19 protein-coding genes and 2 pseudogenes are annotated in these 26,237 nt (G+C 74.7%); 13 read left to right on the top strand and 8 right to left on the bottom strand.

Going from position 1 to position 26,237, the window contains the following annotated elements:
* Positions 1–40: 40 nt before the first annotated feature.
* The 4 genes from ACQP2H_RS04325 to ACQP2H_RS04310 all read right to left on the bottom strand — a co-directional run bounded on the left by ACQP2H_RS04325 (position 41) and on the right by ACQP2H_RS04310 (position 3,627).
* Positions 41–997 carry a GNAT family N-acetyltransferase gene (locus ACQP2H_RS04325; protein ID WP_208568613.1) on the bottom strand — a complete coding sequence of 319 codons (957 nt, stop codon included), beginning with the start codon at positions 995–997 and terminating at the stop codon, positions 41–43.
* Between the two features lie 190 nt (positions 998–1,187).
* Positions 1,188–1,937, bottom strand: a complete 750-nt coding sequence (locus ACQP2H_RS04320; RefSeq protein WP_208568668.1) for an SCO6745 family protein — start codon at positions 1,935–1,937, stop codon at positions 1,188–1,190.
* A 31-nt stretch (positions 1,938–1,968) separates the two neighbouring features.
* Positions 1,969–2,994 carry a hypothetical protein gene (locus ACQP2H_RS04315; protein ID WP_433231195.1) on the bottom strand — a complete coding sequence of 342 codons (1,026 nt, stop codon included), beginning with the start codon at positions 2,992–2,994 and terminating at the stop codon, positions 1,969–1,971.
* A 3-nt stretch (positions 2,995–2,997) separates the two neighbouring features.
* The gene (locus ACQP2H_RS04310) at positions 2,998–3,627 is read right to left on the bottom strand and encodes an MBL fold metallo-hydrolase (protein WP_219467010.1); all 630 of its coding nucleotides are present in this window, start codon (positions 3,625–3,627) and stop codon (positions 2,998–3,000) included.
* Between the two features lie 121 nt (positions 3,628–3,748).
* On the opposite strand from ACQP2H_RS04310, the gene ACQP2H_RS04305 reads away from it, so the two are divergent.
* A complete protein-coding gene (locus tag ACQP2H_RS04305) occupies positions 3,749–4,765 on the top strand; it encodes a DUF4349 domain-containing protein (RefSeq protein ID WP_433231192.1) in 1,017 nt (338 codons plus the stop codon).
* Here ACQP2H_RS04305 and ACQP2H_RS04300 read toward each other — a convergent pair.
* Both ACQP2H_RS04300 and ACQP2H_RS04295 read right to left on the bottom strand, forming a co-directional pair.
* Positions 4,722–5,984 (bottom strand): amidohydrolase, encoded by a 1,263-nt coding sequence (locus ACQP2H_RS04300; RefSeq protein WP_208568617.1) that lies wholly within the window; start codon positions 5,982–5,984, stop codon positions 4,722–4,724. The two genes, ACQP2H_RS04305 and ACQP2H_RS04300, sit on opposite strands and share 44 nt — an antisense overlap.
* Before the next feature lie 672 nt (positions 5,985–6,656).
* Positions 6,657–8,240, bottom strand: coding sequence for an acyl-CoA mutase large subunit family protein (locus ACQP2H_RS04295; RefSeq protein ID WP_219467006.1), 1,584 nt, complete (start codon positions 8,238–8,240; stop codon positions 6,657–6,659).
* Positions 8,241–8,470: 230 nt separating this feature from the next.
* Between ACQP2H_RS04295 and ACQP2H_RS04290 the strand changes: the two are divergent.
* Both ACQP2H_RS04290 and ACQP2H_RS04285 read left to right on the top strand, forming a co-directional pair.
* A pseudogene (locus ACQP2H_RS04290) lies at positions 8,471–10,613 on the top strand (protein kinase domain-containing protein).
* A gap of 92 nt (positions 10,614–10,705) precedes the next feature.
* Positions 10,706–12,382: a phospho-sugar mutase gene (locus ACQP2H_RS04285; RefSeq protein WP_433231189.1), complete on the top strand. Its 1,677-nt coding sequence runs from the start codon at positions 10,706–10,708 to the stop codon at positions 12,380–12,382.
* Between the two features lie 206 nt (positions 12,383–12,588).
* Here ACQP2H_RS04285 and ACQP2H_RS04280 read toward each other — a convergent pair whose 3' ends face one another.
* Together ACQP2H_RS04280 and upp are read right to left on the bottom strand one after the other, a co-directional pair.
* The gene (locus tag ACQP2H_RS04280) at positions 12,589–13,272 is read right to left on the bottom strand and encodes a GOLPH3/VPS74 family protein (protein WP_208568622.1); all 684 of its coding nucleotides are present in this window, start codon (positions 13,270–13,272) and stop codon (positions 12,589–12,591) included.
* A gap of 424 nt (positions 13,273–13,696) precedes the next feature.
* Complete coding sequence (gene upp / locus ACQP2H_RS04275) at positions 13,697–14,329, bottom strand: uracil phosphoribosyltransferase (RefSeq protein ID WP_208568623.1); 633 nt, start codon at positions 14,327–14,329, stop codon at positions 13,697–13,699.
* Positions 14,330–14,548: 219 nt separating this feature from the next.
* Between upp and deoC the strand changes: the two genes are divergently transcribed.
* From deoC to ACQP2H_RS04225, 10 genes and pseudogenes are all read left to right on the top strand, one after another.
* Positions 14,549–15,508 carry a deoxyribose-phosphate aldolase gene (gene deoC, locus ACQP2H_RS04270; RefSeq protein WP_219466994.1) on the top strand — a complete coding sequence of 320 codons (960 nt, stop codon included), beginning with the start codon at positions 14,549–14,551 and terminating at the stop codon, positions 15,506–15,508.
* A 5-nt stretch (positions 15,509–15,513) separates the two neighbouring features.
* A complete protein-coding gene (locus ACQP2H_RS04265; protein WP_357536349.1) occupies positions 15,514–16,938 on the top strand; it encodes an aldehyde dehydrogenase family protein in 1,425 nt (474 codons plus the stop codon).
* Complete coding sequence (locus tag ACQP2H_RS04260; RefSeq protein WP_219466992.1) at positions 16,931–17,755, top strand: aldehyde dehydrogenase family protein; 825 nt, start codon at positions 16,931–16,933, stop codon at positions 17,753–17,755. Before ACQP2H_RS04265 ends, ACQP2H_RS04260 begins: the two co-directional genes overlap by 8 nt.
* A 101-nt stretch (positions 17,756–17,856) precedes the next feature.
* The gene (locus ACQP2H_RS04255; protein WP_433231184.1) at positions 17,857–18,381 is read left to right on the top strand and encodes a BlaI/MecI/CopY family transcriptional regulator; all 525 of its coding nucleotides are present in this window, start codon (positions 17,857–17,859) and stop codon (positions 18,379–18,381) included.
* Positions 18,382–18,391: 10 nt separating this feature from the next.
* The gene (locus tag ACQP2H_RS04250) at positions 18,392–19,297 is read left to right on the top strand and encodes a M56 family metallopeptidase (protein ID WP_433231182.1); all 906 of its coding nucleotides are present in this window, start codon (positions 18,392–18,394) and stop codon (positions 19,295–19,297) included.
* Positions 19,298–19,568: 271 nt separating this feature from the next.
* On the top strand, positions 19,569–20,822 hold the full coding sequence (locus ACQP2H_RS04245; RefSeq protein WP_433231179.1) for a cytochrome ubiquinol oxidase subunit I: 1,254 nt from the start codon (positions 19,569–19,571) through the stop codon (positions 20,820–20,822).
* A gap of 10 nt (positions 20,823–20,832) precedes the next feature.
* Positions 20,833–21,840: a cytochrome d ubiquinol oxidase subunit II gene (locus tag ACQP2H_RS04240; protein WP_433231177.1), complete on the top strand. Its 1,008-nt coding sequence runs from the start codon at positions 20,833–20,835 to the stop codon at positions 21,838–21,840.
* Complete coding sequence (cydD, locus tag ACQP2H_RS04235) at positions 21,837–23,558, top strand: thiol reductant ABC exporter subunit CydD (RefSeq protein WP_433231174.1); 1,722 nt, start codon at positions 21,837–21,839, stop codon at positions 23,556–23,558. Before ACQP2H_RS04240 ends, cydD begins: the two co-directional genes overlap by 4 nt.
* Positions 23,559–23,622: 64 nt before the next feature.
* Positions 23,623–25,463, top strand: a pseudogene (gene cydC / locus ACQP2H_RS04230) (thiol reductant ABC exporter subunit CydC).
* 103 nt (positions 25,464–25,566) lie between these two features.
* A complete protein-coding gene (locus tag ACQP2H_RS04225; RefSeq protein WP_357536199.1) occupies positions 25,567–26,235 on the top strand; it encodes a permease prefix domain 1-containing protein in 669 nt (222 codons plus the stop codon).
* The last annotated feature ends 2 nt before the right edge of the window (positions 26,236–26,237 follow it).

Genomic DNA, 26,237 nt, shown 5'->3' with positions numbered 1-26,237 from the left:
GCCGGGCACGCACCGGGGCGGCCGGCGCGTGCCGGGCCGGTCAGGTGGCGGGCACGCTCCGCTCGTACAGATCGATCCAGCGGGTCTCGCGTAGCCCCACCGCGCGGTAGAGGGTGACCGGCGTCGTGGGGTTGGCCAGGTCGAACCCCAGCCCGGCGTGACCCCGGCCCTTGGCCGCGTAGACGGCGAACGCCCGCCGCAGCAGCGCCGCCCCCACCCCGCGCCGCCGGTACGCGGGCAGCACCGACAGCGTGCGCACCCAGCCCATGTCCTGTTCCAGCGCCTGGTCGGACGAGTTGAGCGCGCCCGCCGGCTCGCCGTCGACCTCGGCGAGGAACCACTCGTCCCAGACCCGCCCGCCGTCGGTGAGCCGGTCCCGCCAGCCCTCGAAGCCGATCGGCTCGTAGTCCGGGGTGTCCCGGAACGCCGTGTCGTGGATCCGGTGGAACAGCCGTAGGTCGGCCTCGTCGTCGGGGCGCAGCGGCCGGACGGTCACCCCGGGTGGAGGTGGCGGCTCGGCGGGCAGGTCGGCCAGCGACCGGCTCATCCGCAGGTACCGTTTGGCCCGGGTGAAACCGGCGGCGGTCAGCTCACCGGCCCAGCGGGTCTCCGGCGGGCAGGCGGCGGCGCGGACGGTCAGCGCGGGCCGGCCCCGCTCGGTGGCGCGTTCGGCGATCCGGCGCAGCATCCGGTCGAGCAGCACGGCCCGCTGCTCCGTCGCGCGCTCCGGATCGACGAAGACGTCGAGGTATTCGCGGCCCACCCCGGTCGGGTTGTCGACAAGGGTCCAGCCGACCACCTGCTGATCAGGATCGGTCAGGACCCAGGAGTCGTGCTGCGGGTCGAAGAACGGCGCGGTCAGCGCGGCCCGGACGTCGTCGGCGTCGAAGTCGGGGTGGCCGATGGCGAACGTGTCGGCGGCGTGCACCACGGCGAGCAGCGCGGGCACGTCGTCCAGGGTGGGGCGGCGGGCGGTCCAGCCGGCGGGGAGCGTCACGCCGCAGATCCTGGCAGCCAGCCCGCCACCCCGCCGCTGATTTTTCGGGTCGCCGACCGGTCGCACCGAACTGCCGGTCGCACCGGGCCGGGCCGGACCGGGCTGGGACCGGCCGCACCGCACCGGGCCGGCTGGGACCGGCCGCACCGGGCCGCGCCGGGACCGGCCGCACCGGGCCGGCCGGGATCGGTCAGCCGTCCGCTTCGGCGCGGAGCCGGGCCCGCACGTCGGTGAGCAACTCGATCAGCTCCCGGCCCTCGGCCGGGGGGAGCGCCCGGAACCCGGCCGAGGCCAACCGGTCGGTCACCGCCTCGGCCCAGAGCCGACGCCGCACCAACGGCCCGACCGGCGGGTACGGCGGAGACCACCCGCACGCCGCCGCCCCGGCCTCCCCCTCCGGCCCGGCCAGTACGGCCTCCAGCGGTGTCATCCCGGCCGCCCGCACCGCCAGCAGGTAGGCCCCGACGAAGTGTTCCCGCAACAGCAGCAGTGCCACGGCAGCGCGGGCCCCCTCGGTGTGCTCGGGCAGCGGCATGGCCCGCCAGGCCGCGAAGAGCGGCATGCCGGTCGCGTCGGCGGCGGCCACCACCCGTTCCAGCAGGGCCGTCAGCCGGGGTGTGTCGGGCAGGTCGTCGAGGTGCTGGGCACCCCACCGGCAGCACTCGGTCAGGTTCGCGGTGGCCACCTCCAACGGTCGGACCACCCGCACGGCGGTGTCCCACCCGTCGGCGACGGCCTCCGGGGCGAGGAACCCCAGCGCCGCCGCCACCGTCTCGGCGCGGATGTCACCCAACGCGCCGGCCCGCCCGGTGACATAGAACGCCCAGCCGGGAATGCCCATCGTCCTGGCCCGCCGCAGGGTCCCCGGGCAGCGGCTGAACAGCTCCCCCAGCTCCAGCACGGCGGGTTTGCTGCCGGCGGCGACCTGTTCCGGCGTCATCCCGACCGCCCGATGCACGCATTCATCGTGTTCAGTCTGCCCCCTCAGCGTCCGCCGTGGGGTCCGCCTCCTCGGCGTCCGCCGCCTCGATCACCCCCTCGACCTCCCCGGTGCGGCGGCGGGCGGCGGTGAGTGCCCGCTCAGCCGCCCGACGGGCCAGTTTGGCCCGGCTCAGCTCCTGTTCGGCGGCGGCCCGGCGGCGTTCCAGTTCGGCCAGTTCCCCCTCGATCCGGTCGAGCGCGTCGGCACCCGCCCGCTCGGCCGTCGCCGCACCGTCCAGGTCCTGCTCCGCCTGCCGCTGGGCGGCCCGTGCCGCCGCCAACTCCCGGTCCAACGCGCGGCGACGCCTGGCCCGTTCGGCCTGGGCGGCCCGCGCCGCCACCCGCTCGTCACGGGCCCGTCGCGCACCGCCCCGGTCCGCCTCCCGCGCCGGTACGCGGCCAGCCGCCGTCCCGGCACCACCGGCCGCCGTCCCACCCCCGGCCGCCCGCGCGCCACCACCAGCCGCCGCCCTGCCACCGGTCGCCTCCTCGGCGACGCCGCCGGTGACCAGCCGCAGCTGGGGGCGGGGCACCTCGCCGAACCCGGAGTGGTGCACCGCCCGCAGCAGCCGTCCGGACCGGACCTGCCCGGCCACCCCGGTGTCGGCGAGCGCGGCGTGCAGGGTGGCCTCGACCTCGGCCAGTGGTAGTCGGGTGGCCGGCGGTGCGTCGGGAATGTCGGCGACGATCCGGCGTACCTCGGTGACCAGCGCGGCGACCAGTTCCCGCCGCTGGGCGGACAACTCCCGCAGCCGGGCACCCTCGAGATCGCGTTGGGCGGTGCGCAGCGCCTCGGCCAGCGGCCCGAGGTCGGCGACCAGCTCGGGCCGGTCCAGGGCGAGCAGGTTCACCAGCCAGGCCGCCACCGTGGGCCGCTTCCATCCGGCGATCCGCCGGGCGGTGGCGACGTCCCCGACCCGGCGGGCCTCGGCGACGGCGGCGTCCCGGGCGGCCACGAACCGGTCGGGCGGGGTGCGGTAGAGCTGCCGGGCCAGCGTGGACTCGTCGACGGCCACGGCTCAGGCGTCGATCCGGCTGCCCGGCTCCAGCCGCTGGTAGTCGGTGCGGGACAGCGCGGTGTACTGCCGGTCGAGCACGCCGTACCCGTTGTCGTTGAGCAGCGCGTCGTGCAGGGCGTACGCCCGGCGCGGGGCGACCGCCCGGATGAAGTCGACCACCTCGGAGAACTTCGACCAGGGTGCGTGGATCGGGGCGAAGAGCGTGTCCACCTCGACCCCCTCGGGGACGTACAGCGCGTCGCCGGGGTGGTAGACCGTGCCGTCGATCAGGTAACCGATGTTGTCCACCACCGGGATGTCGGGGTGGATCACGGCGTGCCGGCCACCGACGGCGCTCACCGGGATGCCGGCGGCGGTGAACGTGTCACCCGGGGTGACCGGGGTGAGGGCCGCCGCGGCGTCGCCGAGGACGGCACCGAGCGCCGCCGGGCCGTACACCGGGACGGGTTCCCGGTCCAGCCGGCGGGCGAGCGCCGCCGTGTCGAGGTGGTCGGGGTGTTCGTGGGTGACCAGCACCGCGTCCGCCCCGTCCAGCGCCGCCGCCTCGCTGAACACGCCCGGATCGACGACCAGCACCGCCCCGTCGCGTTCGATGCGCAGACAGGAGTGCGAGAACTTGGTGAGCCGCATCGTGACTCCTCGCTTATCGAATCGTGATGTCCTCAGCGCAGTCTGCCGGAACCGGGGCGGCCGTGCGCCGCGTCCGAGCTATCGCCCCGGAACCGGGGGACGGACGACGACGGGAGCGGGGATGACACTGGGGACAGCGGCCGGTGGGGCACGGGCCCTGGCGGCGATCGGGTTGGCGGCGCTGCTGCTGGCCGGGTGCGGGGCGGGCGACCGCGACGGCAGTTCGGCCGGTTCCGCGCCGCAGGAGAAGGCGCCGGCGCAGGGGGCACCGGGCGGCGCGGCGCCGGACCGCGATGCGGCGAACGGACAGGCCGGTACGGGCGCGGCCGACCTGCGGGTCGACCAGCGCGCGATCATCTACACCGGAACGATGCGGGTGCAGGTGGACGACGTGGAGGCTGCCGCCCGGCGGGCGGTGGACGCGGTCACCGCCACCGGCGGGTTCGTCGGCGGCGACCAGCGTCGCAGTGTCGACGCGTCCGCCCAGGCGGAGCTGCAACTGCGGGTGCCGGCGGCGAAGTTCACCGCGCTCGTCGACGAGTTGGCCACCTACGGTCGGCAGCAGCGCCGGGAGATCCGTACCCAGGACGTCACCGAGGAGACCGTCGACCTGGACGCCCGGATCGTCACCCAGCGGGCCCGGGTGGACAGCGCCCGCCGGCTGCTGGCCCGGGCCGACACGGTGGCGGAGCTGGTCTCGTTGGAGAACGAGGTGACCCGCCGGGAGGCGGACCTGGCCTCGCTGGAGGCGAAGAAGCGTCGGCTGGCCGACCTGACCGCGCTCTCCACGATCACGGTGACCTTCGTCGGCCGGGACGCCTCGACGGCCGACGACGAACCGGCGGACCGGACCGGGTTCATGGTGGGCCTGCGCGGCGGCTGGACCGTCTTCCTCGCCTCGATGGGCGTACTGCTCACTGTGCTCGGGGCGCTGCTGCCCTGGCTGCTGATCATCGGGGTGCCCGTGACGGCGCTCGTGGTGGTGCTGCGGCGGCGGGGCCGGCGGCGGCAGCCCCCGCCGCCGGCGGGGCCGGTCGGCGGGGGACGCGCACCGATGCCTGGTGGACCGGGCGGCGGGGGTCACCCGCCGGCTCCTACCGGGCCGCCGCCAGTGCCCGCAACGCGGTCTGCACCATGACGCGCACGCCGACCGGGATGGCCCGCTCGTCGACGTCGAAGGACGCCCGGTGCAGGTCCATGGTGGGGCCCCCGGCGCGGCCCACGCCGAGCCGGGCCAGCGCACCGGGGACGTGTTCGAGATACCAGGAGAAGTCCTCGCCGCCCATGCTCTGCGGGGTCTCCGCGATCCCCTCCGGGCCGAGCGCGGCGGCGGTGGCGGCGGTGAGGATGCCGATGGCGCGGGCGTCGTTGCTGACGGGTGGCCGGCCGCGCAGGTATTCCAGGTCGACGGTGGCGCCGGTGGGCGCGAGGACGTCCCGGACGACCTGAGCGACGATCTCCGGGGCCCGTTCCCAGGTGTCGCGGTCCATCACCCGCAGGGTGCCGGCCGCGCACGCCTCGGACGGGATGACGTTGTACCGGGTGCCGGCCGAGGCGTGGCCGAACACCAGCAGCAGCCCGCTGTTGGCCGGCACCCGGCGGGTGACCAGGGCCGGGACCTCGGTGACCAGCCGGCCGAGCGCGTCGACCAGGTCGACGGTCAGGTGGGGGCGGGCGGTGTGCCCGCCCGGCCCGGTGAGCTTGACGGTGACGTTGTCGGCCGCCGCGGTGATCGGACCGACCCGCAACCCCACCCGGCCCACCGGCTGGTTGGGGTCACAGTGCAGGGCGAAGATCTGCACCACGTCGTCCAGGCCGCCGGCCTCGATGACCTCCAGGGAGCCGCAGGGCAGGATCTCCTCCGCCGGCTGGAAGATCATCCGGACCCGGCCGTCGAGCTGGCCGGCGTCGGCGAGCTGGGCCAGCAGCATGCCGACGCCGAGCAGCACGGCCGTGTGCACGTCATGGCCGCAGGCGTGGCACACACCGTCCACCGTGGACCGGTAGGAGACGTCCTTGACGTCGGTCAGCGGCAGGGCGTCGATGTCGGCGCGGAGCGCCACGACCGGGCCGTCGGGCCGCCCGTCGATGTCGCAGATCACCCCGTTGCCCTTGGGCAGCAGTCGGGGATGCAGCCCGGCGAGGGTGAGTTCCCGGGCGATCAGCGCCGCCGTCTCGAACTCCTCACCGGAGAGTTCCGGGTGGGAGTGGAGGTGGCGGCGGGTGGCGATCAGGCCGGGTACCCGCAGCGCGAGCAGGTGATCCAGATCGTGGGGCAGGGGCTGGGACCCGGACGGCGCCTCCGCCCAGGACGACGCCAGCTGGCTGCCGTTCGGCAGCGTCAACGCACTCGTCACGTCGAATTCTCGATCACTAGAAATGGATGGATCATCGGGGAGGACAGCAGACAGCCTAGACCTCCGACGGTGACGCTGCGCAACCTCGTTACGGTAGTGATCGGAGCGCACAGCGTCACGTAAGCCCTGGTGGGAGGGGTCAAATATCTGCGGGACAGCAGGTAGATCGCGGTCGGACGCCGTCATCTGCCCCCCACCTCCTACAACGCGTAACCGATTGGGCGGTCGCGAAATCGGCGTCGATCCGGGGCCGTCGTACCCGAATTGTCGCATTGGTCGCCCCGGTCGACCGCCGGTCCGACAATTAGCCGACGCCGCCGGGTGAACAGCCGGTGCCCGACGGTGACACGGCGTCTCCGGGCCCGCGCGGACATGCTGTCCGCCCCGTCCACCCGTCCGGGTTTACCCACGAACCCCGCACCGCACGCCCCGGCCACCCGAGCCGCCCCGCCGCCTGCCGGGCCGACCTGGCACACCACCGCAGGCTGTCACCGACGGTAGCCCCGGGCGCGTCGGCCTGGCGACCCCTAGCGGCCCAGACCGGACGACGACGGCGACCCCTGCCGGCAGCGGACTGCCGGCGGAGGTCGCCGTGCGGATCAACGTGGGGCTCGGCCCACCCGCCGGGTCGCGGGCGGCACACCGGCCGGGACCGCAGCGGTCGGACCGGGGTCAGAAACGGTCGCTCGGGCGGTACGTCCCCCAGACCTGGCGCAGCAGCCCGCAGACCTCACCCACCGTGGCCCGGGCCCGCAGCGCCTCCTTCATCGGGTAGAGCACGTTCTCGTCCCCCTCGGCGGCGGCCCGCAGCTCGGCCAGCGCCCGCTCGACCGCCCCGGCGTCCCGCTCGGCCCGCAGCCGGGCCAGCCGTTCCGCCTGGGTCGCCTCGATCGTCGGGTCCACCCGCAGCGGCTCGTACGGCTCCTCGGTGTCGATCTGGAAGCGGTTCAACCCGACCACCACCCGCTCCCCCGCGTCGATCTGCTGGGCGAACCGGTAGGCCGACTGCTCGATCTCCCGCTTCTGGAACCCGGCCTCGATCGCGTCCACCGCCGAACCGTGGTCGAAGACCCGGTCCATCAGGTCGTTGACCGCCGCCTCGATCTCGGCGGTCATCGCCTCCACCACGTACGACCCGGCGAACGGGTCGACGGTGGCGGTCAGGTCCGTCTCGTACGCCAGCACCTGCTGGGTACGCAGCGCCAGCCGGGCGGCCTTCTCGGTGGGCAGCGCGATCGCCTCGTCGAAGCTGTTGGTGTGCAGCGACTGGGTGCCGCCGAGCACCGCGGCGAGCCCCTGCACCGCCACCCGGACCAGGTTCACCTCGGGCTGCTGGGCGGTCAGCTGCACCCCCGCCGTCTGGGTGTGGAACCGCAGCATCATCGACTTCGGGTCCTTCGCGCCGAAGTCGTCACGCAGCAGCCGGGCCCAGATCCGCCGGGCGGCGCGGAACTTCGCGACCTCCTCCAGCAGGGTGGTGCGGGCCACGAAGAAGAACGACAACCGGGGGGCGAAATCGTCGACCGCCAGCCCGGCGGCCAGCGCCGCCCGGACGTACTCGACCCCGTTGGCCAGGGTGAACGCGATCTCCTGCGCGGGCGTCGCCCCGGCCTCCGCCATGTGGTAGCCGGAGATGGAGATGGTGTTCCACTTCGGCACCTCCTTGCGGCAGTACGCGAAGGTGTCGGCGACCAGCCGCAGCGACGGCTTCGGCGGGAAGATGTACGTCCCCCGGGCGATGTACTCCTTGAGGATGTCGTTCTGGATGGTGCCGTTGAGCGCCGAGCCGGACAGGCCGTTCTCCTCGGCGACGAGCTGGTAGAGCAGCAGCAGCACCGAGCCGGGCGCGTTGATGGTCATCGAGGTGGAGACCTTGTCCAGCGGGATGCCGGCGAAGAGCAGCCGCATGTCCTCGATGGAGTCGATCGCCACCCCGACCTTGCCCACCTCGCCGCTCGCGATGGCGTCGTCGGAGTCGTACCCCATCTGGGTGGGCAGGTCGAAGGCGACCGACAGGCCCATCGTGCCGGCCTTCAGCAGCTGGTGGTAGCGCGCGTTGGACTCGGTGGCGGTGCCGAAGCCGGCGTACTGGCGCATCGTCCACGGCCGGGAGGTGTACATCGTCGGGTAGACCCCCCGGGCGTACGGGTACTGGCCCGGTTCGCCGAGGCGGGAGTCCAGCTCCGGGGGGAGGTCCGCAGCCGTGTAGACGCCCTTGATGGGGAACCCCGACTCGCTCGCCCGCGCTTCACTCATCCAGGGATGGTAGGACGCCCGGCGGCATCGGTGGGGTGAGGGATGGCGCACATCTCGGTTCGGCATCGGTCGACGGCAGGTGAACGGCCAGGTACACACCGTTCGGCATGGCGGTCGGTAGCGTCGGATAGGACAAAGGTCCGCCGCGTCGGGTTTCGCATCGGGCGTCGGAACCAGCAAGATAGAGACGTTGTGTCCCAGCCCCCTCGACTTTCCCGGTGGCTTTTCCTGTGACTCAGATCCCGACGTGGAGCGGCGGACCAGTGAGTCCTCCCAACGGACGCGCAGCACCCGGCACCATCATCGGCGGCCGGTACGAGTTGCGCTCCTCGGTGGGCAACGGCGGCATGGGCACGGTCTGGCGCGCGACAGACACCCTGCTGCGGCGCGACGTGGCGGTCAAGGAGGTCGTCCTGCCGCCCGGGCTGGCCCCCAGCGACCGGGACGCGATGTACGAACGCACCCTGCGCGAGGCGCGTGCCGCCGCCGCGATCCAGCACCCGGCCGTGGTCCAGGTCTACGACGTGGTCACCGAGGGTGGCCGGCCGTGGATCGTGATGGAGCTGCTGGACGCCCGCAGCCTCGCCGACATGGTGATCGAGGACGGCCCGGTGGCCGGACGCGCGGTCGCCAAGATCGGCATCGCGCTGCTCGGCGCGCTGGAGGTGGCGCACGCCAACGGGGTGCTGCACCGTGACGTCAAGCCGGCGAACGTGCTGATCTGCACCGACGGCCGCTGTGTGCTGACCGACTTCGGGGTGGCCCGGATGCCCACCGACGTCCAGCTCACCACCCCCGGGATGGTGCTCGGCTCGCCGCACTTCATCTCCCCCGAGCGCGCCATGGGGCAGGATTTCGGCCCGCCCAGCGACCTGTTCTCGCTCGGTGTGACCCTCTACACGGCGGTCGAGGGGCGGCCCCCGTTCGACAAGGGCGACCCGATCGAGACCATGCACGCGGTCGTCGAGGACCCGCCGGCCACCCCGCAGCGCAGCGGCCCGCTGACCCGGGTGCTGATGGGCCTGCTGGAGAAGGACCCGGCCCGCCGGCTCGACGTGCACACTGCGCGGGCGATGCTGCGCGAGTTGCTCGCCGGCCCGCTGACCAGCACGGCGACGGCGGTCAACTCGATCACCGACCCGTACTCGGTGGTGCCGGTGCAGCGCCCGTCGGGGCCGCCGGCCGTCACCGCGCCGCCGGCCGAGTCGAAGCCGAGCGGGCAGATCGGTGGCCGGGCGATGCTGGCCGCCGGTGAGTCGCTGACCGACCGGCTGGCGAAGCTGCGCCGGGGTGAACGCCCCGAGCCGGTGGCGACCTCGGCCGCCGCCCTCGACGACACCAGCGCCGACGCGTTCGCCGGCCCGCTGCACACCCCGACCGATGCGATGCCGGCATCGGGCGGGCCCACCGTCGACCCGCTGCCGACCCGCCCGACCGCCGGGACGTACGGCCGGCCGGAGGCCACCCAGCGGGATCACCCCGAGCGCCGCCCCGGAGGCCACCCAGCGCATCGGTGGCGGCACCACCGACGCCACCCAGCGCATCGGCGGGGGCCCCGAGCCGGCCCGGGCCGGCTACGGGACGGCGGAGCCGACCCAGGCCATCTACGGCGGTGGCGGCAACTCCGAGCAGACCCAGGCGGTGTACGGCGGGCAGTGGTCCATCCCCGGCACCGGCCAGTCGTGGACGTCGCCACCCGCGCCGCCGGGCGGGGCCGACGGTGGCGCGCTCGGCCGGGCGAAGGGTGCCGGCGGTCGACTCGTCGGCACGGTCAAGGGCTGGCCGCGCAAGCTCCAGCTCGCGGCGGCCGGCGGCCTGGCCGTGGTGTTGCTGATCGGAGCGGTGGCCCTGTTCAGCGGCGGCGACCCGGAGTCGACCCCACCCCCGCAGGCCGGCCCGAGCGCACCGGCTGCGGGTGGCGGCGAGCTGCCGCCGATGCAGGAGCACAGCGCCCGGGGCATCCGGGTGAACGTGCCGAAGGGCTGGCAGCGGGCGACCGGCGGGGTCTACATCGACTACGTCGACCCGCAGGACAAGGGGCGCAAGGTGCGCATCCTCACCGAGAAGTTCGGCGGCTCCTCGAGCCGCTGGGTCGAAGTGGCAGCGGACGGCCTCCGCAAGCGGACGAGTTCCTGCGCCAGGCCCTACGAGCAGCTGGCGATGGGCGAGAAGAACCTGGCCGGCAAGTCGGCCGCCGAGTTCGAGTACACCTGCGGCGACGGCGGCGACAAGCGGCACGGGGTGTGGCGTGGGGTGGTGCACGAGGGGAAGGTCTACTCGTTCTATCTCACCGCCAACGACGCCAAGTTCGCCGAGAGCAAGCCGATCTTCGACGAGATGGTCAAGTCGTTCCAGCTCACCGGCTCCAGCTGAGCCGGCTCGTGGGGCGGGCCGGACCGGCCCGCCCGGCAAGGTGATCCGGGTCGACCGGACGCGGTGTTCCGCCGTCGTGCTATCAAGAGGCAATGGTGGCGGAAAGCACTGACCTCGACCGGATGCGCGACCAGGCTCGACGCTGGCTCGACGACGACCCCGACCCGGCCAGCCGGGACGAGCTGCGGGCCGTGCTCGACCGGCTGCCGGCCAGCGCGCCGGAGCTGGCCGACCGGTTCGCCGGCCCGCTGACCTTCGGCACGGCCGGGCTGCGCGGCCCGCTGCGCGCCGGGCCGAACGGCATGAACCTCGCGGTGGTCACCCGGGCGGCGGCCGGGCTGGTCGGCTGGCTCGCCGCCGAGGGCGGCGAGGGTCCGCTGGTGATCGGGTACGACGCCCGGCACGGTTCCCGGGAGTTCGCCGAGCGCACCGCCCAGGTCGCCACCGGCGCGGGCCGGCCGGCGCTGCTGCTGCCCCGGCCGCTGCCCACCCCCGTGCTGGCGTACGCGGTGCGCAGGCTCGGCGGGGTGGCCGGGGTGATGGTGACGGCCAGCCACAACCCGCCGCAGGACAACGGCTACAAGGTCTATCTGGGTGCCCAGCTCGGTGGGGCGCTCGGCGCGGGGGCGCAGATCGTGCCGCCCGCCGACGCCGGCATCGAGGCGGCCATCCGGGCGGTCGGCCCGCTGGCGCAGGTGCCGTTGGGGCCGCCCGGCCAGGTGCTCGGCGACGACCTGGTCGCCGCGTACGTGGAACGGGCCGTCGCGGTGATCGAAGCGGGCGGACCACGTGACCTGCGGGTGGCGTACACGCCATTGCACGGGGTGGGGGCGGCGGTGCTGACCGCGACCTTCGCCCGGGCGGGTTTTCCGACCCCCGGGGTGGTGCCCGACCAGGCGGAACCGGACCCGGCCTTCCCCACCGTCAGCTTCCCCAACCCGGAGGAGCCCGGCGCGGTGGACCGGTTGGTGGCCCTCGCCGACGCCACCGACGCCGACCTGGCGATCGCCAACGACCCGGACGCCGACCGCTGCGCGGTGGTGGTCCGCGAGCCGGCCGGCACCGGGACGGGGTGGCGGATGTTGCGCGGGGACGAGGTGGGGGTGCTGCTCGCCGACCACCTGATGCGGCGCGGCGTCGACGGCCTGTACGCGACCACGATCGTGTCGTCGTCCCTGCTCCGGGCGATGTGCGCGGCCCGGGGCCGGGCGTACGACGAGACGTTGACCGGGTTCAAGTGGATCGTCCGGGCCGGGGGTGGGACGCCGCCGCTGGCGTACGGCTACGAGGAGGCCCTCGGCTACTGCGTGGCCCCCGAGCACGTACGCGACAAGGACGGCATCACCGCCGCGCTGACCGTCGCCGAGCTGGCCGCCGGGCTGAAGGCGCAGGGGCGCACCCTGACCGACCGGCTGGACGAGCTGGCTGCCGAGTTCGGCGTGCACCAGACCGACCAGTTGTCGGTCCGGGTGGACGACCTGCGGATCATCGCCGACGTGATGGCCCGGGTCCGGGCGGCCACCCCGACCACGCTGCTCGGTGCACCGGTCACCGAGGCGCAGGATCTGCTGCCCGCCGCCGACGTGGTGATCCTGCGTACCGCCGCCGCCCGGGTGGTGATCCGCCCCTCGGGCACCGAGCCGAAGCTCAAGGCGTACCTGGAGGTGGTGGAGCCGGTCGCGGACGGGGACGTGCCGGCGGCCCGCACCCGGGCGGCGGCGGCGCTCACCACGCTACGCACCGAGATCGCCACCGCCCTCGGCATCTGACCCCGCCCACCACGCGCCGCGCCGCATTCTCCGCCACGCGCCGCGCTGCATTGACCGCCCACGCACCGCATTGCCCGCCACGCACCGCGCTGCATGATCGACTCAGTTTCCTGGTTGTAGTGGCATCCGAGCGGGATGGATGCCACTACAACCAGGCAACTGCGAGGCTCCTCCGCGACCAGCGGGGTCGCGTGCGGTGGTGGCGGTCAGCTCACGGCGCGCTTGCCGAGTGCGTGGTCGACGGCCTGACCGAGGGCGGTGACGACCAGGGCCACCGAGGGGCGGACCACCGACTCCTCCAGGCTGATCGTGCCGGAGAAACCGGCCCCGCCCGCGATCTCCTCCAGCCGACGCCGGGCGTCCTGCGCCGCGCTGCCGGTCAGGCCGAGCGCCGGTTCCATCCGCAGCACCGCAACCAGCGTGGCCAGCGCCGCCGTCCGCTCGTCGGGCAACTGCTCGCCGGCCAGCGCCTCGGCCAGCCGCCGCCGGCTGTCCTGCTCCACGGACGGGTCGGTGGTCGGGTAGCGGTGCACCACGATGAAGTCCAGCTCGGTCTCCTCGACGTCACGCACCACGCCACGGTCGACCAGGTCGCCGAGGATGCGGTCGCGCAGGCCGTGCCGCAGCCGCTGCACCCAGGAGGACGGGCTGTGCGGGGTGTCGGCGGCCATCCGGCCCAGCACCCCGTCCAGGATCGGCTCGCCGACCGGCGTCGGGTCGGTCACCACCAGGTTCCCGTCGACGTACGCGATCCGGCCGGCAAGGGCCAGCTCGACCAGGACGGCGGCGGCCATCCCCAGGTCAAGACTGATCCGGGGCATGGTCGCCTTGCCGGATTCATCGTCATACGCGAGGAGCAGCAACTCCTCGGCCAGCGCAACACCAGTCATGGCCCGAGACGGTAGCGCCTGAACGCACCCCGCGCTCACCGACTCGCTCTGGGTGGGAAGGCAACCCCCGCGACCGACCCGACCACTCGCCCGCGACCTGCCGACCACCCGCCAGCTCAGCCCGGAGACACCGGAGCTGGGCGGGCCGGAAATGGAGCATGCCACCGCGAGCTGAGCGGGGCATGCCACCGCAAACCGGGCGAGGCATGCCGGCCGCACGCTGAGCGAGGCATGCCGGCCGCGAGCCGGGAGCGGGGCATGCCGGCCGCGAGCCGGGAGCGGGGCATGCCGGCCGCGAGCCGGGAGCGGGGCATGCCGGCCGCGAGCCGGGAGCGGGGCATGCCGGCCGCGAGCCGGGAGCGGGGCATGCCGGCCGCGAGCCGGGCAAGCCAGGAGCGGGGCATGCCGCGGCGAAATGGGCCGGTCAGAACCGGGGCATGCCGCCGAACTGGCGGTCACCGGCGTCGCCGAGGCCCGGCACGATGAACATGTTGTCGTTCAGCCCCTCGTCGATCGACGCGGTGACCAGGCGCAACGGCAGCCCCGACCGCTCCAGCCGGGCGATGCCGACCGGCGCGGCGAGCACGCAGAGCACGGTGATGTCGGTGCAGCCCCGGTCGGCGAGCAGCCGGCAGCAGTGCTCCAGCGAACCGCCGGTGGCCAGCATCGGGTCGAGCACCAGCACCGGCAGGCCGGCGAGGTCCCGGGGCAGCGACTCCATGTAGGCGCGCGGCTCGTACGTCTCCTCGTCGCGGGCCAGGCCGACGAAGCCCATCGACGACTCCGGCAGCAGCCCGAGCGCCGCGTCGGCCATCCCGAGGCCGGCCCGCAGCACCGGCACCAGCAGCGGCGGGTTCGCCAACCGGGTCCCCTCGGCACCGGTGACCGGGGTCTGCACCGGGTACTTCTCGACGGGGAAGGTGCGCGCGGCCTCGTACACCAGCATGGTGGTGAGTTCGTGCAGCGCGGCCCGGAACGACGACGAGTCGGTCCGGGCGTCCCGCATGGCGGTCAGCCGCGACTGGGCGAGCGGGTGGTCAATGACGTGTACGTCCACGATCGCTCAACCTACCGGTCCCGGCCCGCCGGCAGTACGGGTGCGCGGCGGGCGGCGACGCGGCTCACCCGGGGCCGACGGGCCGGGGCGTCTTACCCGCAGCCAACCGGGGCACCCCGGCCCACCGGGCCCTGCGGCGACGCCGGGCTACCCGACCGCCCCCGACCCGGGCTGCTGTGACCAGGATCACCGGACTCGTGGCTGCGTAGTATTCGGGGCATGACGGCGACAACGACGTCGGCCCGGTCGGACCTGTCCGAGCTGGGGCGATCCGAGACCGCGTTGCGGACCTTCCTGCACGGCCTGCCCGGGGTGGACCAGGTCGGCGCGGAGCAGCGGGCGGCACAGCTCGGCACCCGCTCGATCAAGACCACCGCCAAGGCGCAGGCGATCGACCTGGCCATCCGGATGGTCGACCTGACCACCCTGGAGGGGGCCGACACCCCGGGCAAGGTGCGCGCCCTGGCCGCTAAGGCGCTGCGCCCGGACCCGGCCGACCCGACCTGCCCGCACGTCGGCGCGGTCTGCGTCTACCCGGCGATGGTGCCGCACGTGGCGGAGGTGCTGCGCGGCAGCGCCGTGCACCTGGCCAGCGTGGCGACCGCGTTCCCGTCGGGGCAGGCGCCGCTGGACGTCAAGCTCGCCGACACCCGGGCGGCCGTCGCCGCCGGTGCGGACGAGATCGACATGGTGATCAACCGGGGCGCGTTCCTGGCCGGTCGTTACCAGGAGGTCTACGACGAGATCGTCGCCACCAAGGAGGCCTGCGGGGACGCCCACCTCAAGGTGATCCTGGAGACCGGCGAACTGGCCACCTACGACAACGTCCGGCGGGCCTCCTGGCTGGGGATGCTGGCCGGCGGCGACTTCATCAAGACCTCCACCGGCAAGGTCCCGGTCGCCGCGACCCTGCCGGTGACCCTGGTGATGCTGGAGGCGGTCCGCGACTTCCGGGCCGCCACCGGGCGGCAGGTAGGCGTCAAGCCGGCCGGCGGGATCAAGAACACCAAGGACGCGATCAAGTACCTGGTCATGGTCAACGAGACCGTCGGCGGCGACTGGCTGAGCCCGGACTGGTTCCGGTTCGGCGCGTCCAGCCTGCTCAACGACCTGCTCATGCAGCGCACCAAGCTGACGACCGGCATCTACTCCGGTCCCGACTACTTCACCCTGGACTGAGCATGATGTTCGAATACGCCCCTGCGCCCGAGTCGCGCGCGATCGTCGACATCAGGTCGTCCTACGGTCTGTTCATCGACGGCAGGTTCGTCGACGGCGAGAACCTCGACAAGACGGTCAACCCGGCCACCGAGGAGGTGCTCGCCGAGGTCACCTGGGCCGGCGCCCAGGACGTCGACCGCGCGGTCCGCGCCGCCCGCAAGGCGTACGACAAGGTGTGGGGTCCGATGCCCGGCCGGGACCGGGCCAAGTACCTGTACCGGATCGCCCGGCTCGTCCAGGAACGCTCCCGTGAGCTGGCGGTGCTGGAGTCGCTGGACAACGGCAAGCCGATCCGGGAGTCCCGGGACGTCGACCTGCCGCTGGTCGCCGCCCACTTCTTCTACTACGCCGGCTGGGCCGACAAGCTGCCGTACGCGGGCTTTGGCGCGGACCCGCGACCGCTCGGGGTGGCCGCGCAGGTCATCCCGTGGAACTTCCCGCTGCTCATGCTCGCCTGGAAGGTCGCCCCGGCGCTCGCCGCCGGCAACACGGTGGTGCTCAAACCCGCCGAGACCACCCCGCTGACGGCGCTGCTGTTCGCCGAGATCTGCCAGCAGGCCGACCTGCCGGCCGGCGTGGTCAACATCGTCACCGGCGCGGGCGACACCGGCCGGGCGCTGGTGGAACACCCGGGCGTGGACAAGGTCGCCTTCACCGGCTCCACCGAGGTCGGCAAGGCCATCGCCCGGTCGGTGGCCGGCACCGGCAAGAAGGTCACCCTGGAGCTGGGCGGCAAGGCCGCCAACATCGTCTACGACGACGCGCCGGTCGACCAGGCCGTCGAGGGGATCGTCAACGGCATCTTCTTCAACCAGGGCCACGTCTGCTGCGCCGGTTCCCGGCTGCTGGTCCAGGAGAACGTCGCCGAGCAGGTGCTCGACGCGCTCAAGCGGCGGATGGCGCTGCTGCGCGTCGGTGACCCGCTGGACAAGAACACCGACGTCGGGGCGATCAACTCGGCCGCCCAGCTGGCCCGCATCCGGGAACTGTCCGACGCCGGGGCGGCCGAGGGGGCGCAGCGCTGGTCGCCGCCGTGTGAGCTGCCCGAGCGGGGGTTCTGGTTCGCGCCGACGATCTTCACCGGGGTCACCCAGGCGCACCGGGTCGCCCGCGAGGAGATCTTCGGCCCGGTGCTGTCGGTGCTGACCTTCCGCACCCCGGCCGAGGCCGTGGAGAAGGCCAACAACACGCCGTACGGGCTGTCGGCCGGGATCTGGACCGACAAGGGCTCGCGCATCCTGTGGACCGCCGACCGGCTGCGCGCCGGGGTGGTCTGGGCCAACACGTTCAACAAGTTCGACCCGACCTCGCCGTTCGGCGGCTACAAGGAGTCGGGCTACGGCCGCGAGGGTGGCCGGCACGGGCTGGAGGGGTACCTCAATGTCTGAGCGGGTCGCGGTACGCAAGACGTACAAGCTCTTCATCGGCGGGAAGTTCCCGCGCAGCGAGTCGGGACGGTCGTATCTCGTGCAGGACTCGAACGTGTCACTGGCCTCCCGCAAGGACGCGCGGGACGCCGTGGTCGCCGCCCGCGCCGCCGTCAAGGGGTGGTCCGGGGCGACCGCGTACAACCGGGGTCAGATCCTCTACCGGGTGGCCGAGATGCTGGAGGGCCGCCGCGAGCAGTTCGTGGCGCTCGGCGTCCCCGGCGGCGAGGTGGACGCGGCGGTCGACCGCTGGGTCTGGTACGCCGGCTGGGCCGACAAGCTCCCCCAGGTGTACGGCGGCGCGAACCCGGTGGCCGGGCCCTACTTCAACCTGTCCGCGCCCGAGCCGACGGGGGTGGTGGCCGTGGTGGCACCCGAGTCCCCGGCGCTGCTCGGTCTGGTCGGCGTGATCGCCCCGGCCATCGTCACCGGCAACACGGTGGTGGTGGCGGCCTCCCCGTCGGCCCCGTTGGCGGCGGTGACCCTGGCCGAGGTGCTGGCCACCTCGGACCTGCCGGGTGGGGTGGTCAACCTGCTCACCGGCCGGATCACCGAGACCGCGCCGACGCTCGCCGCGCACCTGGACGTCAACGCGATCGACCTGGCCGGGGTGACCGACCGGGAGTTGGCGACCGAGCTGGAGGCCGGGGCGGCGGAGAACCTCAAGCGGGTGCTCCGGCCGGTGCCGGCCGACCACGACTGGGCGGGTGACCCGGGCCTGGGCCGGATGACCGCGCTGCTGGAGACCAAGACGGTCTGGCACCCCAAGGGGGTCTGACCGGCCGGGTCGCCGGTGGGCCGGGGCGGCACGGGCGGCCGGGGTGCCGGCCGGCCCGATGGTCCGACAGCCGGTCGTACTACCGGGGGTAGGATTGCCTGGTGACGCGGTTGGGTGATCTTGAGCGGGCGGTGATGGACGTGCTGTGGGACGTGGTCCCGGGCACGTCGGACGGGGTGACCGTGCGGGAGGTCGCCGAGGCCCTGGACGGGCGCGAGTTGGCGTACACGACGGTGATGACCGTGCTGGACCGGCTCGCCGGCAAGGGCATGGTGCAGCGGGAACGCGAGGGGCGGGCCTGGCGCTACCGGGCCGCCGCCAGCCGGGAGGCGCACATCGCCCGGCTCATGCTCGACGCCCTCGACCTCGGCGGCAGCCGGGACGCCGCGCTGGTGCGCTTCGCCCGTTCCGTGACCGGCACCGAGGCCGAGGTGCTGCGGGCGGCGCTCGGCGCGGAGGCGGGGCTGACCGGCCCCGCACCGGCCGGACCCGACGCCGGCACGCCGGCCGGGCAGGACGCCCGGCCGGGCTCCGGGACCGGGCGGCACGAGGCCGGGCTGACCGACCGGGTCGGGGACCCCCGCACCGGCCGGGCCCGGACCGCCGACGAGGCGACGGACCGGTAGGGCGGCCATCATGGCGTACGCCGTGCACTTCGCCGGGGCGATCCTGGCCTGCTGGCTGACCGCGCAGGTGTTGGCCGGCTCCACCTGGACGTGGCGGGCCCCCCGGGTCGCGATCGTCTGCTGGCAGGCGGTCGGGCTGGCCCTCGGCCTGTCCGCGATGGGCCTGCCGATGGCGCTCGGGCTGACCGCGTACGACCGGCCGACCGGCGGGGCGTTGCTGGCCCTCGCCGACGACCTGGCCCACGGCACCCTGCCGGCCGGGGTGACCGCCGTCCACCTCGGCCTGGTCGGGGTCGGCTTCGGCATCGGCGCGGTGCTGCTCGGCACCACCGTCCGCAGCGTGCACGCCGCCGTGAGCGCCCAGCGTCGGCACCGGGACCTGCTCACCCTGGTCGCCCGCCGGGACCCGACGATTCCCGGCGCGCTGGTCCTCGACCACCCCGGCACCGCCGCGTACTGCCTGCCCGGGGTACGCCCCCGGGTGGTGGTCAGCGCCGGCACGCTCAGCCTGCTGGACCGGGCCGAGCTGGCGGCGGTGCTCGCCCACGAGCGGGCGCACGCCCAGGAGCGCCACGACCTGGTGCTGTTGCCGTTCACCGCGCTGTGCCGGGCGCTGCCGTGGTTCCGGTGGGTCCGCGCCGCCCACGAGCGGGTGGCCCTGCTGGTCGAGATGCGGGCCGACGACAAGGCCCGCGAGCTGCACGCCGACGCCCCGCTGGCGGGTGCGCTGCGCCGGTTCGCCGCCGCCGGGCACCGGGTCACCCCGGCCGGCGCGCTCGGCATGGGCGACCGCGACCTCGACGTCCGGATGCAGCGGCTGCTGGTCGCCGACCGGCCGCCCCGGCTGCTCGGGGCCGCCGCGCTGGCGGTGACCACCACCCTGGCCGCCCTCCCGATCTCCCTCTTCCTGAGCTGACCGCAGCCGGCCGGACCGACCGCGCGCCGCCGGACCGCCGCACGCCGCCGGACCACGGACCAGGGCGGCGGCCCGGTCGCGCTGGTCGGTCAGCAGACCGCGCAGCCGGCGGCCACCCGGCTGGATCGGCTGCGCCCTGCCCCGCCGATCGCGCCCTGCCTGCCTGATCCGTCCCGTCCGCCGGAGTTGGCGGCGATGCCGAGCGGATGGATAGGTAGCGGGGCTACGTGTAGGCTGCCTACGAAAAGCGGGACTACGTTAGAGAGCGGTCATGGACACCCTGCTCCTCGCGCGCCTCCAGTTCGCCACCACCACCTCGATCCACTTCCTCTTCGTGGCGGTCACCCTCGGGCTGGTCACCCTGCTGGTCGGCATGCAGACCGCCTGGTTCGTCACCGGCAACCCGCAGTGGGAACGGCTGACCCGGTTCTGGGGCCAGCTCTACGTGATCAACTACGTGCTCGGCATCGCCAGCGGCATCCTGCTGGAGTTCCAGTTCGGGCTGAACTGGAGCGGGCTGTCGCGCTACGTCGGCAACGTCTTCGGGGCCCCGCTGGCGATCGAGACGCTCGTGGCGTTCTTCCTGGAGTCGACGTTCCTCGGCATGTGGATCTTCGGCTGGCACCGGCTGCGGCGTGGCGTACACCTGGCGCTGCTCTGGGGGGTCGCGCTCACCGCGTACGCCTCGGCCTTCTGGATCATGGTGGCGAACGCCTGGCTCCAGCACCCGGTCGGCTACCGGGTGCGTGACGGGGTCGCCCACCTGACCGACTTCGGAGCGTTGCTCACCAACCCCACCCTCGGCATGGCGCTGGGCCACGTGATCGCCGCCAGCCTGCTCACCGGCGGCATGCTGATGGCCTCGGTCAGCGCCTGGCACCTGATCCGACGGACCGCCGACTTCGCCCTGCACCGCACCTCGCTGCGGATCGGGCTGGTCACCGCCGCCCTGTCGGTCAGCCTGGTGCAGGGGTTCGGCTTCGCCCAGTTCGGCCCGGTCGGCGAGCTGCAACCCACCAAGTTCGACGCCGGCCCGACCGCCGACGCCCGGATCGCCGAGTGGACCACCCGGTTCGGCCCCGGTGACTACACCCCGCCGGTGCTGTCCAACGTCGGGCTCGGCTTCATGATCCTCATCGGGTTCACCCTGGGCTGCGTCTGGCTGCTGCTGCCGCTGCTCTGGCGGGACCTGGTGATCCGGCTGCGCTTCCCGCTCTGGCTGACCCTGTGCGCCCTGCCACTGCCCTTCGTCGCGGTCATCCTCGGCTGGCTCGCCCGGGAGGTCGGCCGGCAGCCCTGGGCCGCGTACGGGTTGCTCCCCACCGACCGGGCCGTCTCCGACGTCGACCCGGGCCTGATGCTCGCCTCACTGATCGGTTTCAGCCTGCTGCTCGGCACCCTCGCCGTCACCAACTGGACGCTGCTCGCCCGGCACGCCGCCCGGGGCGCCACCGACCCGGCGCTCGGCCGCCCGCCCGGCGTCCTCGACGACGACGAACCCCGGCCGGCCCGCGCCTTCGCCTGAGAGGACCCCGATGCCCCTCCTCTGGTACGCCCTGCTCGGCCTCCTCTTCGCCGGCTACCTCGTCCTCGCCGGCTACGACTACGGCGTCGGGCTGCTGCTCGCCCGGCGGGACACCCCGGCCGCCCACCGCGCCGGGCTCACCGCGCTCGGCCCCTTCTTCCTCGGCAACGAGGTGTGGCTGGTGGCCGCCGTCGGCATCCTCTTCGGCGTCTTCCCCACCCTGGAGGGCGAACTCCTCTCCGGCTACTACCCCGCCGTGGCCGGAGCGCTGGCCGGGGTGATCCTGGTCACCGCCGGGGTGCAGCAGCGCAGTCGGCCGACCGGGCCGGCCGCCCGCCGGGGCTGGGACCGGGTGGTCGTGGTCGGCAGCGCACTCGCCGTGTTCGGCTGGGGCGCACTGCTCGCCGGGCTGCTCCAGGGCCTGCCGATCGACACCTACGGTCACGTCGCCGGGCAGAGCCACCTGGCCACCCCGTTCGTCGCCGCCACCGGGCTCGCCCTGCTCGTCCTCGTCGCCGCGCACGGTGCGACCTTCCTCACCCTGCGGCTGCCGACCGCCGACGCCCCGGTGACCGCCCGGCTGGCCCGCCGGCTGCTCGTCGGGTCGCTCGCCGCCGTCACCACGGCCGCCGCGCTGGGCCTGCTCTCCGACCGGGTACGCGCAGCGACCCGCCAGCCGCTTCCCGCCGTACTGCTGCTGGTGGCGCTGGTCGGGGCGCTGGTTGCGGCCCGCGCGGCGCTGCACCGGGGCCGACCCGGGGTGGCCCTGGCCGCCACCGGCACGGCCCTGGCGCTGCCGGTGGCGCTGGTCGGGGTGGCCCGTTGGCCGGCCGTGCTGGTCTCCACGGTCGACCCGGCGGCCACCGTCGGCGTCACCGAAGCGGCGGCCAGCGGGCCGACGTTGCAGCTGCTGGGCTGGCTGCTGCTGCCCCTCCTGCCGGCCCTACTAGGCTTCCAGGCAATGTGCTGGTGGGTGTTCCGGGGACGGACCGACGGCAGGGCACCGGTGTACTGGTGAACCGCCGTCCCTTCGACCCGCGTCTGCTGCGCCGGGTCCCCGCGGCCCGGCGCGACCTCGCCGTGCTCGCCGCCCTCGGCGGGCTCACCGCGCTGCTGGTCGTCGCGCAGGCCACCGCCCTGGCCACGGTGCTCGCGACCGCCATCGACGGCCGGCTGGACACCACCGCGCTGGCCGGTTTCGTCGCCGCCGTCGGCGGTCGGGCCCTGGTCACCTGGGGGCAGGGCACCGCCGCCGCACGGGCCGCCGCCACCGTGAAGGCCACCCTCCGCGCCGACCTGCTGGCCGCCGTCGGCCGGCACGGGCCCGGCTGGGTCGCCGGCCAGCGGGCCGGCCAGCTCGCCACCCTCACCGGGCGCGGCCTCGACGCGCTGGACGCCTACTTCACCGGCTACCTCCCCCAGCTCGTGCTCAGCGTCACCGTGCCGGCCGCCGTGCTGGCCCGGCTGGTCTTCGCCGACTGGAGCTCGGCCCTGATCATCGTGCTCACCATCCCGCTGATCCCGGTCTTCGGCGCGCTGCTCGGCTGGCAGGCCCAGGCCGCCACCGAACGGCAGTGGCGGCGGCTGTCGATGCTCGGCGGGCACTTCCTCGACATGGTGGCCGGGCTGCCCACCCTGCGCGCGTTCGGCCGGGCCCGGACACAGACCGAGGTGGTCCGCCGGATGGCCGACGGGCACCGGGTCGCCACCATGAAGACCCTGCGGATCGCCTTCCTCTCCGCGCTGGTGCTGGAACTGGTCGCCACCCTGTCGGTGGCGCTGGTCGCGGTGCCGGTCGGCATCCGGCTGCTCGACGGCGGCATCACCCTGGCCACCGCGCTGCTGGTGCTGCTGCTCACCCCGGAGGCGTACCTGCCGTTGCGGGCCGCCGGCAGCCGCTTCCACGCCAGCATGGAGGGGCTCACCGCGCTGGACGAGGCGCTGACCGTCTCCGCCGTCACCACCGGCCCGGCCGGTGCGGCGGCCGAGGGCCCCGCCGCCGGGGTGCCCGCCGGACCGGCGAGGGTCGGGGCACGCGTCGGTACGCCGTCCGGGGCGGGCGAGATCGTGCTCACCGACGTCACCGTCGCCTACGAGCGGACCACCGCCTTGCGGGACGTCACGCTCACCATCCGACCGGGCGAACGGATCGCCGTCGTCGGGCCGAGCGGCGCCGGCAAGAGCACCCTGCTCGGCCTGCTGCTCGGCTTCGTCACGCCCACCGCCGGCCGGATCACCGTCGCCGGGGTCGACCTGGCCGACGTCGACCCCGACGACTGGCGTCGGCAGATCGCCTGGGTGCCGCAGCGGGCCCACCTCTTCGCCGCCACGCTTGCCGACAACATCCGGCTGGGCGCCCCCGACACCCCGGACGCCACCCTGGCCCGCGCGGTCACCGACGCCGCGCTGGACGACGTGGTGACGGCCCTGCCCGACGGGCTGGGCACCCTGCTCGGCGAGCGCGGCCACGGGCTGTCCAGCGGTCAACGGCAGCGGGTCGCCCTGGCCCGCGCCTTCCTCCGGGACGCCCCGCTCGTGCTGCTCGACGAGCCGACCGCCCGGCTGGACACCGCCAGCGAGACCATCGTCCTGGCGGCCACCCGGCGGCTGGTGGCCGGTCGCACCGCCCTGCTGGTGGCGCACCGGCCGGCCCTCCTGGCGGACGCCGACCGGGTCCTGCACGTCGCCGCCGGGCGGGTGACCGAGCTGACCCCGGCCGCAGAGGCCGGCCGATGAGCGCCCGACCCGCCTCCGTCACGCCGACCCGACCCGCCCCTTCCCTGGCGCGGGAGGCCCGCCGATGAACCCCGGACCCGTCCCTGCCGCGCGGCCCGAACGGGTGGTGCTGCGGCTGGCCCGGCCCTACCTGGGCCGACTGCTCGGGGCCGGACTGCTCGCCTCGGCCACCGAACTCGCCGGACTGGCCCTGATGGCCACCGCCACCTGGCTGCTGATGAGCGCCGCCGGCCAGCCACCGCTGGACCGGCTGACGGTCGCCATCGTGGCCGTCCGGGCGCTGGCGGTCAGCCGGGGCGTGCTGCGCTACACCGAACGGCTCGCCGGGCACGACGCCGTGCTCCGCCTGGTCACCGACGTCCGGGCCCGGGTCTTCGCCACCCTCGCCGCCCGGCCCACCCCGGCCGGCCAGCGCACCGGGGACGCCCTGAGCCGGCTGGTCTCCGACGTCGAGGCGGTGCAGGACCTGCTGCTCCGGGTGCTCGTGCCCGGGGCGGTAGCCGCCCTGGTCGGGGTACTCGCCGTCGGTGGGGCCGCCCTGATCTCGCTGCCCTCGGCCGGGGTGCTCGCGGCCGGGCTGCTGGTCACCGGGGTGGCACTGCCGGTGCTGGCCACCGCGCTGACCCGCCGGGCCGCCGACGAGGTGGCACCGCTGCGCGGGGCGCTCGCCACCGACGCCGTCGACCTCACCCACGGTGCCGCCGACCTGGCCGCCTTCGGGGCCACCGGCCAGGCGCTGCGGGCCGCGACCCGCCGCGCCGACCGGCTGGCCCGGCTGGAGCGCCGGCTCGCCGCGACCGGATTCGCGGTGGACGCGGCCGGGGTGCTGGTGGCCGGACTGACCGCCGCCGGGGTGGTGCTCGCCGCCCTCCGCGCCGACGTGGCCGGGGTGCTGGTGGGGGTGCTCGCCGTCGGCACCCTCGCCGCGGTGGAGATCACGTTGGCGCTGGTCGGCGCGGCCCGACAGTGGACCCAGCTCCGCGCGGGCCTGTCCCGGGTCGCCGCCCTGCTCGACGACCCCACCGGCGCAGCCGGCCCGGGGCCGGCGGTGGCCCGGCAGTCGCCGGTGGCCCGGGGGACGGCGGTGCTCCGGGGGACGGCGGCCTGGTGGCCGCCGATGGTCCCGAGGGCGTGGGGGCGGCGGCGCGCGACGTGCGGTTCGACGGGGTCGTCGTCCGGTACCGGGAGGGGGCCGCGCCCGCCCTCGCCGGATTCGACCTCGACCTGCCCGCCGGCCGCCGGATCGCGGTCGTCGGGCCGAGCGGCGCCGGCAAGAGCACCCTGGCCGCGGTGCTGACCGGGGCGGTACGACCCGACACCGGCCGGGTCACCCTGGCCGGTCGGGACGTGTCGGCGTACCCGCCCGAGGAGCTGCCCCGGGCGATCGGCGGCCTGTTCGCCGAGGCGTACGTCTTCCACGCGTCGGTGCGGGAGAACCTGCTGCTCGGCCGGCCCGACGCGGACGAGGCCGAGCTGGCCGCGGCGACCCGCGCCGCCGGCCTGCTGGACTGGGTGACGGAACAGCCCGACGGTTGGGACACCATGGTCGGCGAGGAGGGCGGTCAGCTCTCCGGCGGGCAGCGGCAGCGGCTCGCGCTGGCCCGGGCACTGCTCGCCGCGCCCGGCGTCCTGGTACTGGACGAACCGACCGAGGGTCTCGACCCGGTCGCCGCCGACGCGGTACTCGCCGGAGTGCTGGCAGCCACCCCCGCCGGGCACTCCGTGCTGCTGATCAGCCACCGGCTCAGCGGCCTGTCCGGGATGGACGAGGTCGTGGTCCTGGACGCCGGCCGGATCGTCCAGCGGGGGCGGCACGCCGATCTGGTCACCACCGCCGGCTGGTACCGGGACCAGTGGGTGCTCCAGGAGGCCGCCGAGCGCGGATACCTGACGCTGACGCCCTGAACGAGCCGGCCCCCGACCCGTGTCCCGGAGCCGCCCCACACCGGAGCCCGGGTCCGGGAATCTCCCCGACGCGCGGCCCGCCCGGTCGTGGCAGGGTGATGCCATGCGCGCCTGCGACGAGGTAGGAATCGACGAGCGGCTGCGGGATCTGGAGTCCCGACTGCACGGTCCGACGCGGCTACGGACCGAACTGATCCGCGAGGTACGGGACGCGCTGGACGACGCCGCCGAGGCGTACCGGGACGGTGGCCTGCCGGCGCGGGAGGCCGAACGGCGGGCCGTGGTCGACTTCGGCTCGCCTGCCGAACTTGCTCCGGCCTACCAGGCGGAGTTGGCCGCCGGGACGCTGCGCGGGTTGGCCCGGCGGGCGCTGGTGATCGCCGTGCTGCTGGTGGCCTGCGGTGACCTGACCTGGCAGGGGTCGAGCTGGAGCGGTGGGCCGCCCCCGCCCGCCGGCTACCAGGTGCTCGCCGGATCGATGCACGGCATCTGGCTGACCGTGGCCACGGTCGCGCTGGCCGCCCTGGTGTCCGGACGTTGGGCGGCCCGTCGCGGTCGGGCCGGCACATCCGTGAACCGGCTGCTCGGCTGGGGACTGACCGGCACCCTCACCCTCGGCGCGGTCGCCGGGGTGGCCCTCTTCGGCTGGTCGATCGCGCTGTGGGAGGCCGCCCTGACCTGGCCTCCGATGATCGTCGGCGCGGTGCTGGCCGGGGCCGCCCACTTCGCGCTCTTCCGGGCCACCCGCTTCTGGCTGGTCGCCACCCGCTGACG

It is taken from the genome of Micromonospora sp. CA-248260 (genome assembly GCF_050942205.1).
GTDB classification, from domain to species: domain Bacteria; phylum Actinomycetota; class Actinomycetes; order Mycobacteriales; family Micromonosporaceae; genus Micromonospora; species Micromonospora antibiotica.
This window is presented reverse-complemented; position numbering and strand designations above follow the sequence as displayed.

Excerpts from the sequence above, each read along its gene's own strand:
- ACQP2H_RS04240 (WP_433231177.1), top strand. The coding sequence starts at position 20,833 with ATGCCCCTCCTCTGGTACGCCCTGCTCGGCCTCCTCTTCGCCGGCTAC.
- ACQP2H_RS04265 (WP_357536349.1), top strand. The coding sequence starts at position 15,514 with ATGTTCGAATACGCCCCTGCGCCCGAGTCGCGCGCGATCGTCGACATC.
- ACQP2H_RS04225 (WP_357536199.1), top strand. The coding sequence starts at position 25,567 with ATGCGCGCCTGCGACGAGGTAGGAATCGACGAGCGGCTGCGGGATCTG.
- ACQP2H_RS04245 (WP_433231179.1), top strand. The coding sequence starts at position 19,569 with ATGGACACCCTGCTCCTCGCGCGCCTCCAGTTCGCCACCACCACCTCG.
- ACQP2H_RS04305 (WP_433231192.1), top strand. The coding sequence starts at position 3,749 with ATGACACTGGGGACAGCGGCCGGTGGGGCACGGGCCCTGGCGGCGATC.
- ACQP2H_RS04295 (WP_219467006.1), bottom strand. The coding sequence starts at position 8,240 with ATGAGTGAAGCGCGGGCGAGCGAGTCGGGGTTCCCCATCAAGGGCGTC.
- ACQP2H_RS04310 (WP_219467010.1), bottom strand. The coding sequence starts at position 3,627 with ATGCGGCTCACCAAGTTCTCGCACTCCTGTCTGCGCATCGAACGCGAC.
- ACQP2H_RS04285 (WP_433231189.1), top strand. The coding sequence starts at position 10,706 with ATGGTGGCGGAAAGCACTGACCTCGACCGGATGCGCGACCAGGCTCGA.
- ACQP2H_RS04320 (WP_208568668.1), bottom strand. The coding sequence starts at position 1,937 with ATGACGCCGGAACAGGTCGCCGCCGGCAGCAAACCCGCCGTGCTGGAG.
- deoC (WP_219466994.1), top strand. The coding sequence starts at position 14,549 with ATGACGGCGACAACGACGTCGGCCCGGTCGGACCTGTCCGAGCTGGGG.
- ACQP2H_RS04260 (WP_219466992.1), top strand. The coding sequence starts at position 16,931 with ATGTCTGAGCGGGTCGCGGTACGCAAGACGTACAAGCTCTTCATCGGC.
- ACQP2H_RS04280 (WP_208568622.1), bottom strand. The coding sequence starts at position 13,272 with ATGACTGGTGTTGCGCTGGCCGAGGAGTTGCTGCTCCTCGCGTATGAC.
- ACQP2H_RS04250 (WP_433231182.1), top strand. The coding sequence starts at position 18,392 with ATGGCGTACGCCGTGCACTTCGCCGGGGCGATCCTGGCCTGCTGGCTG.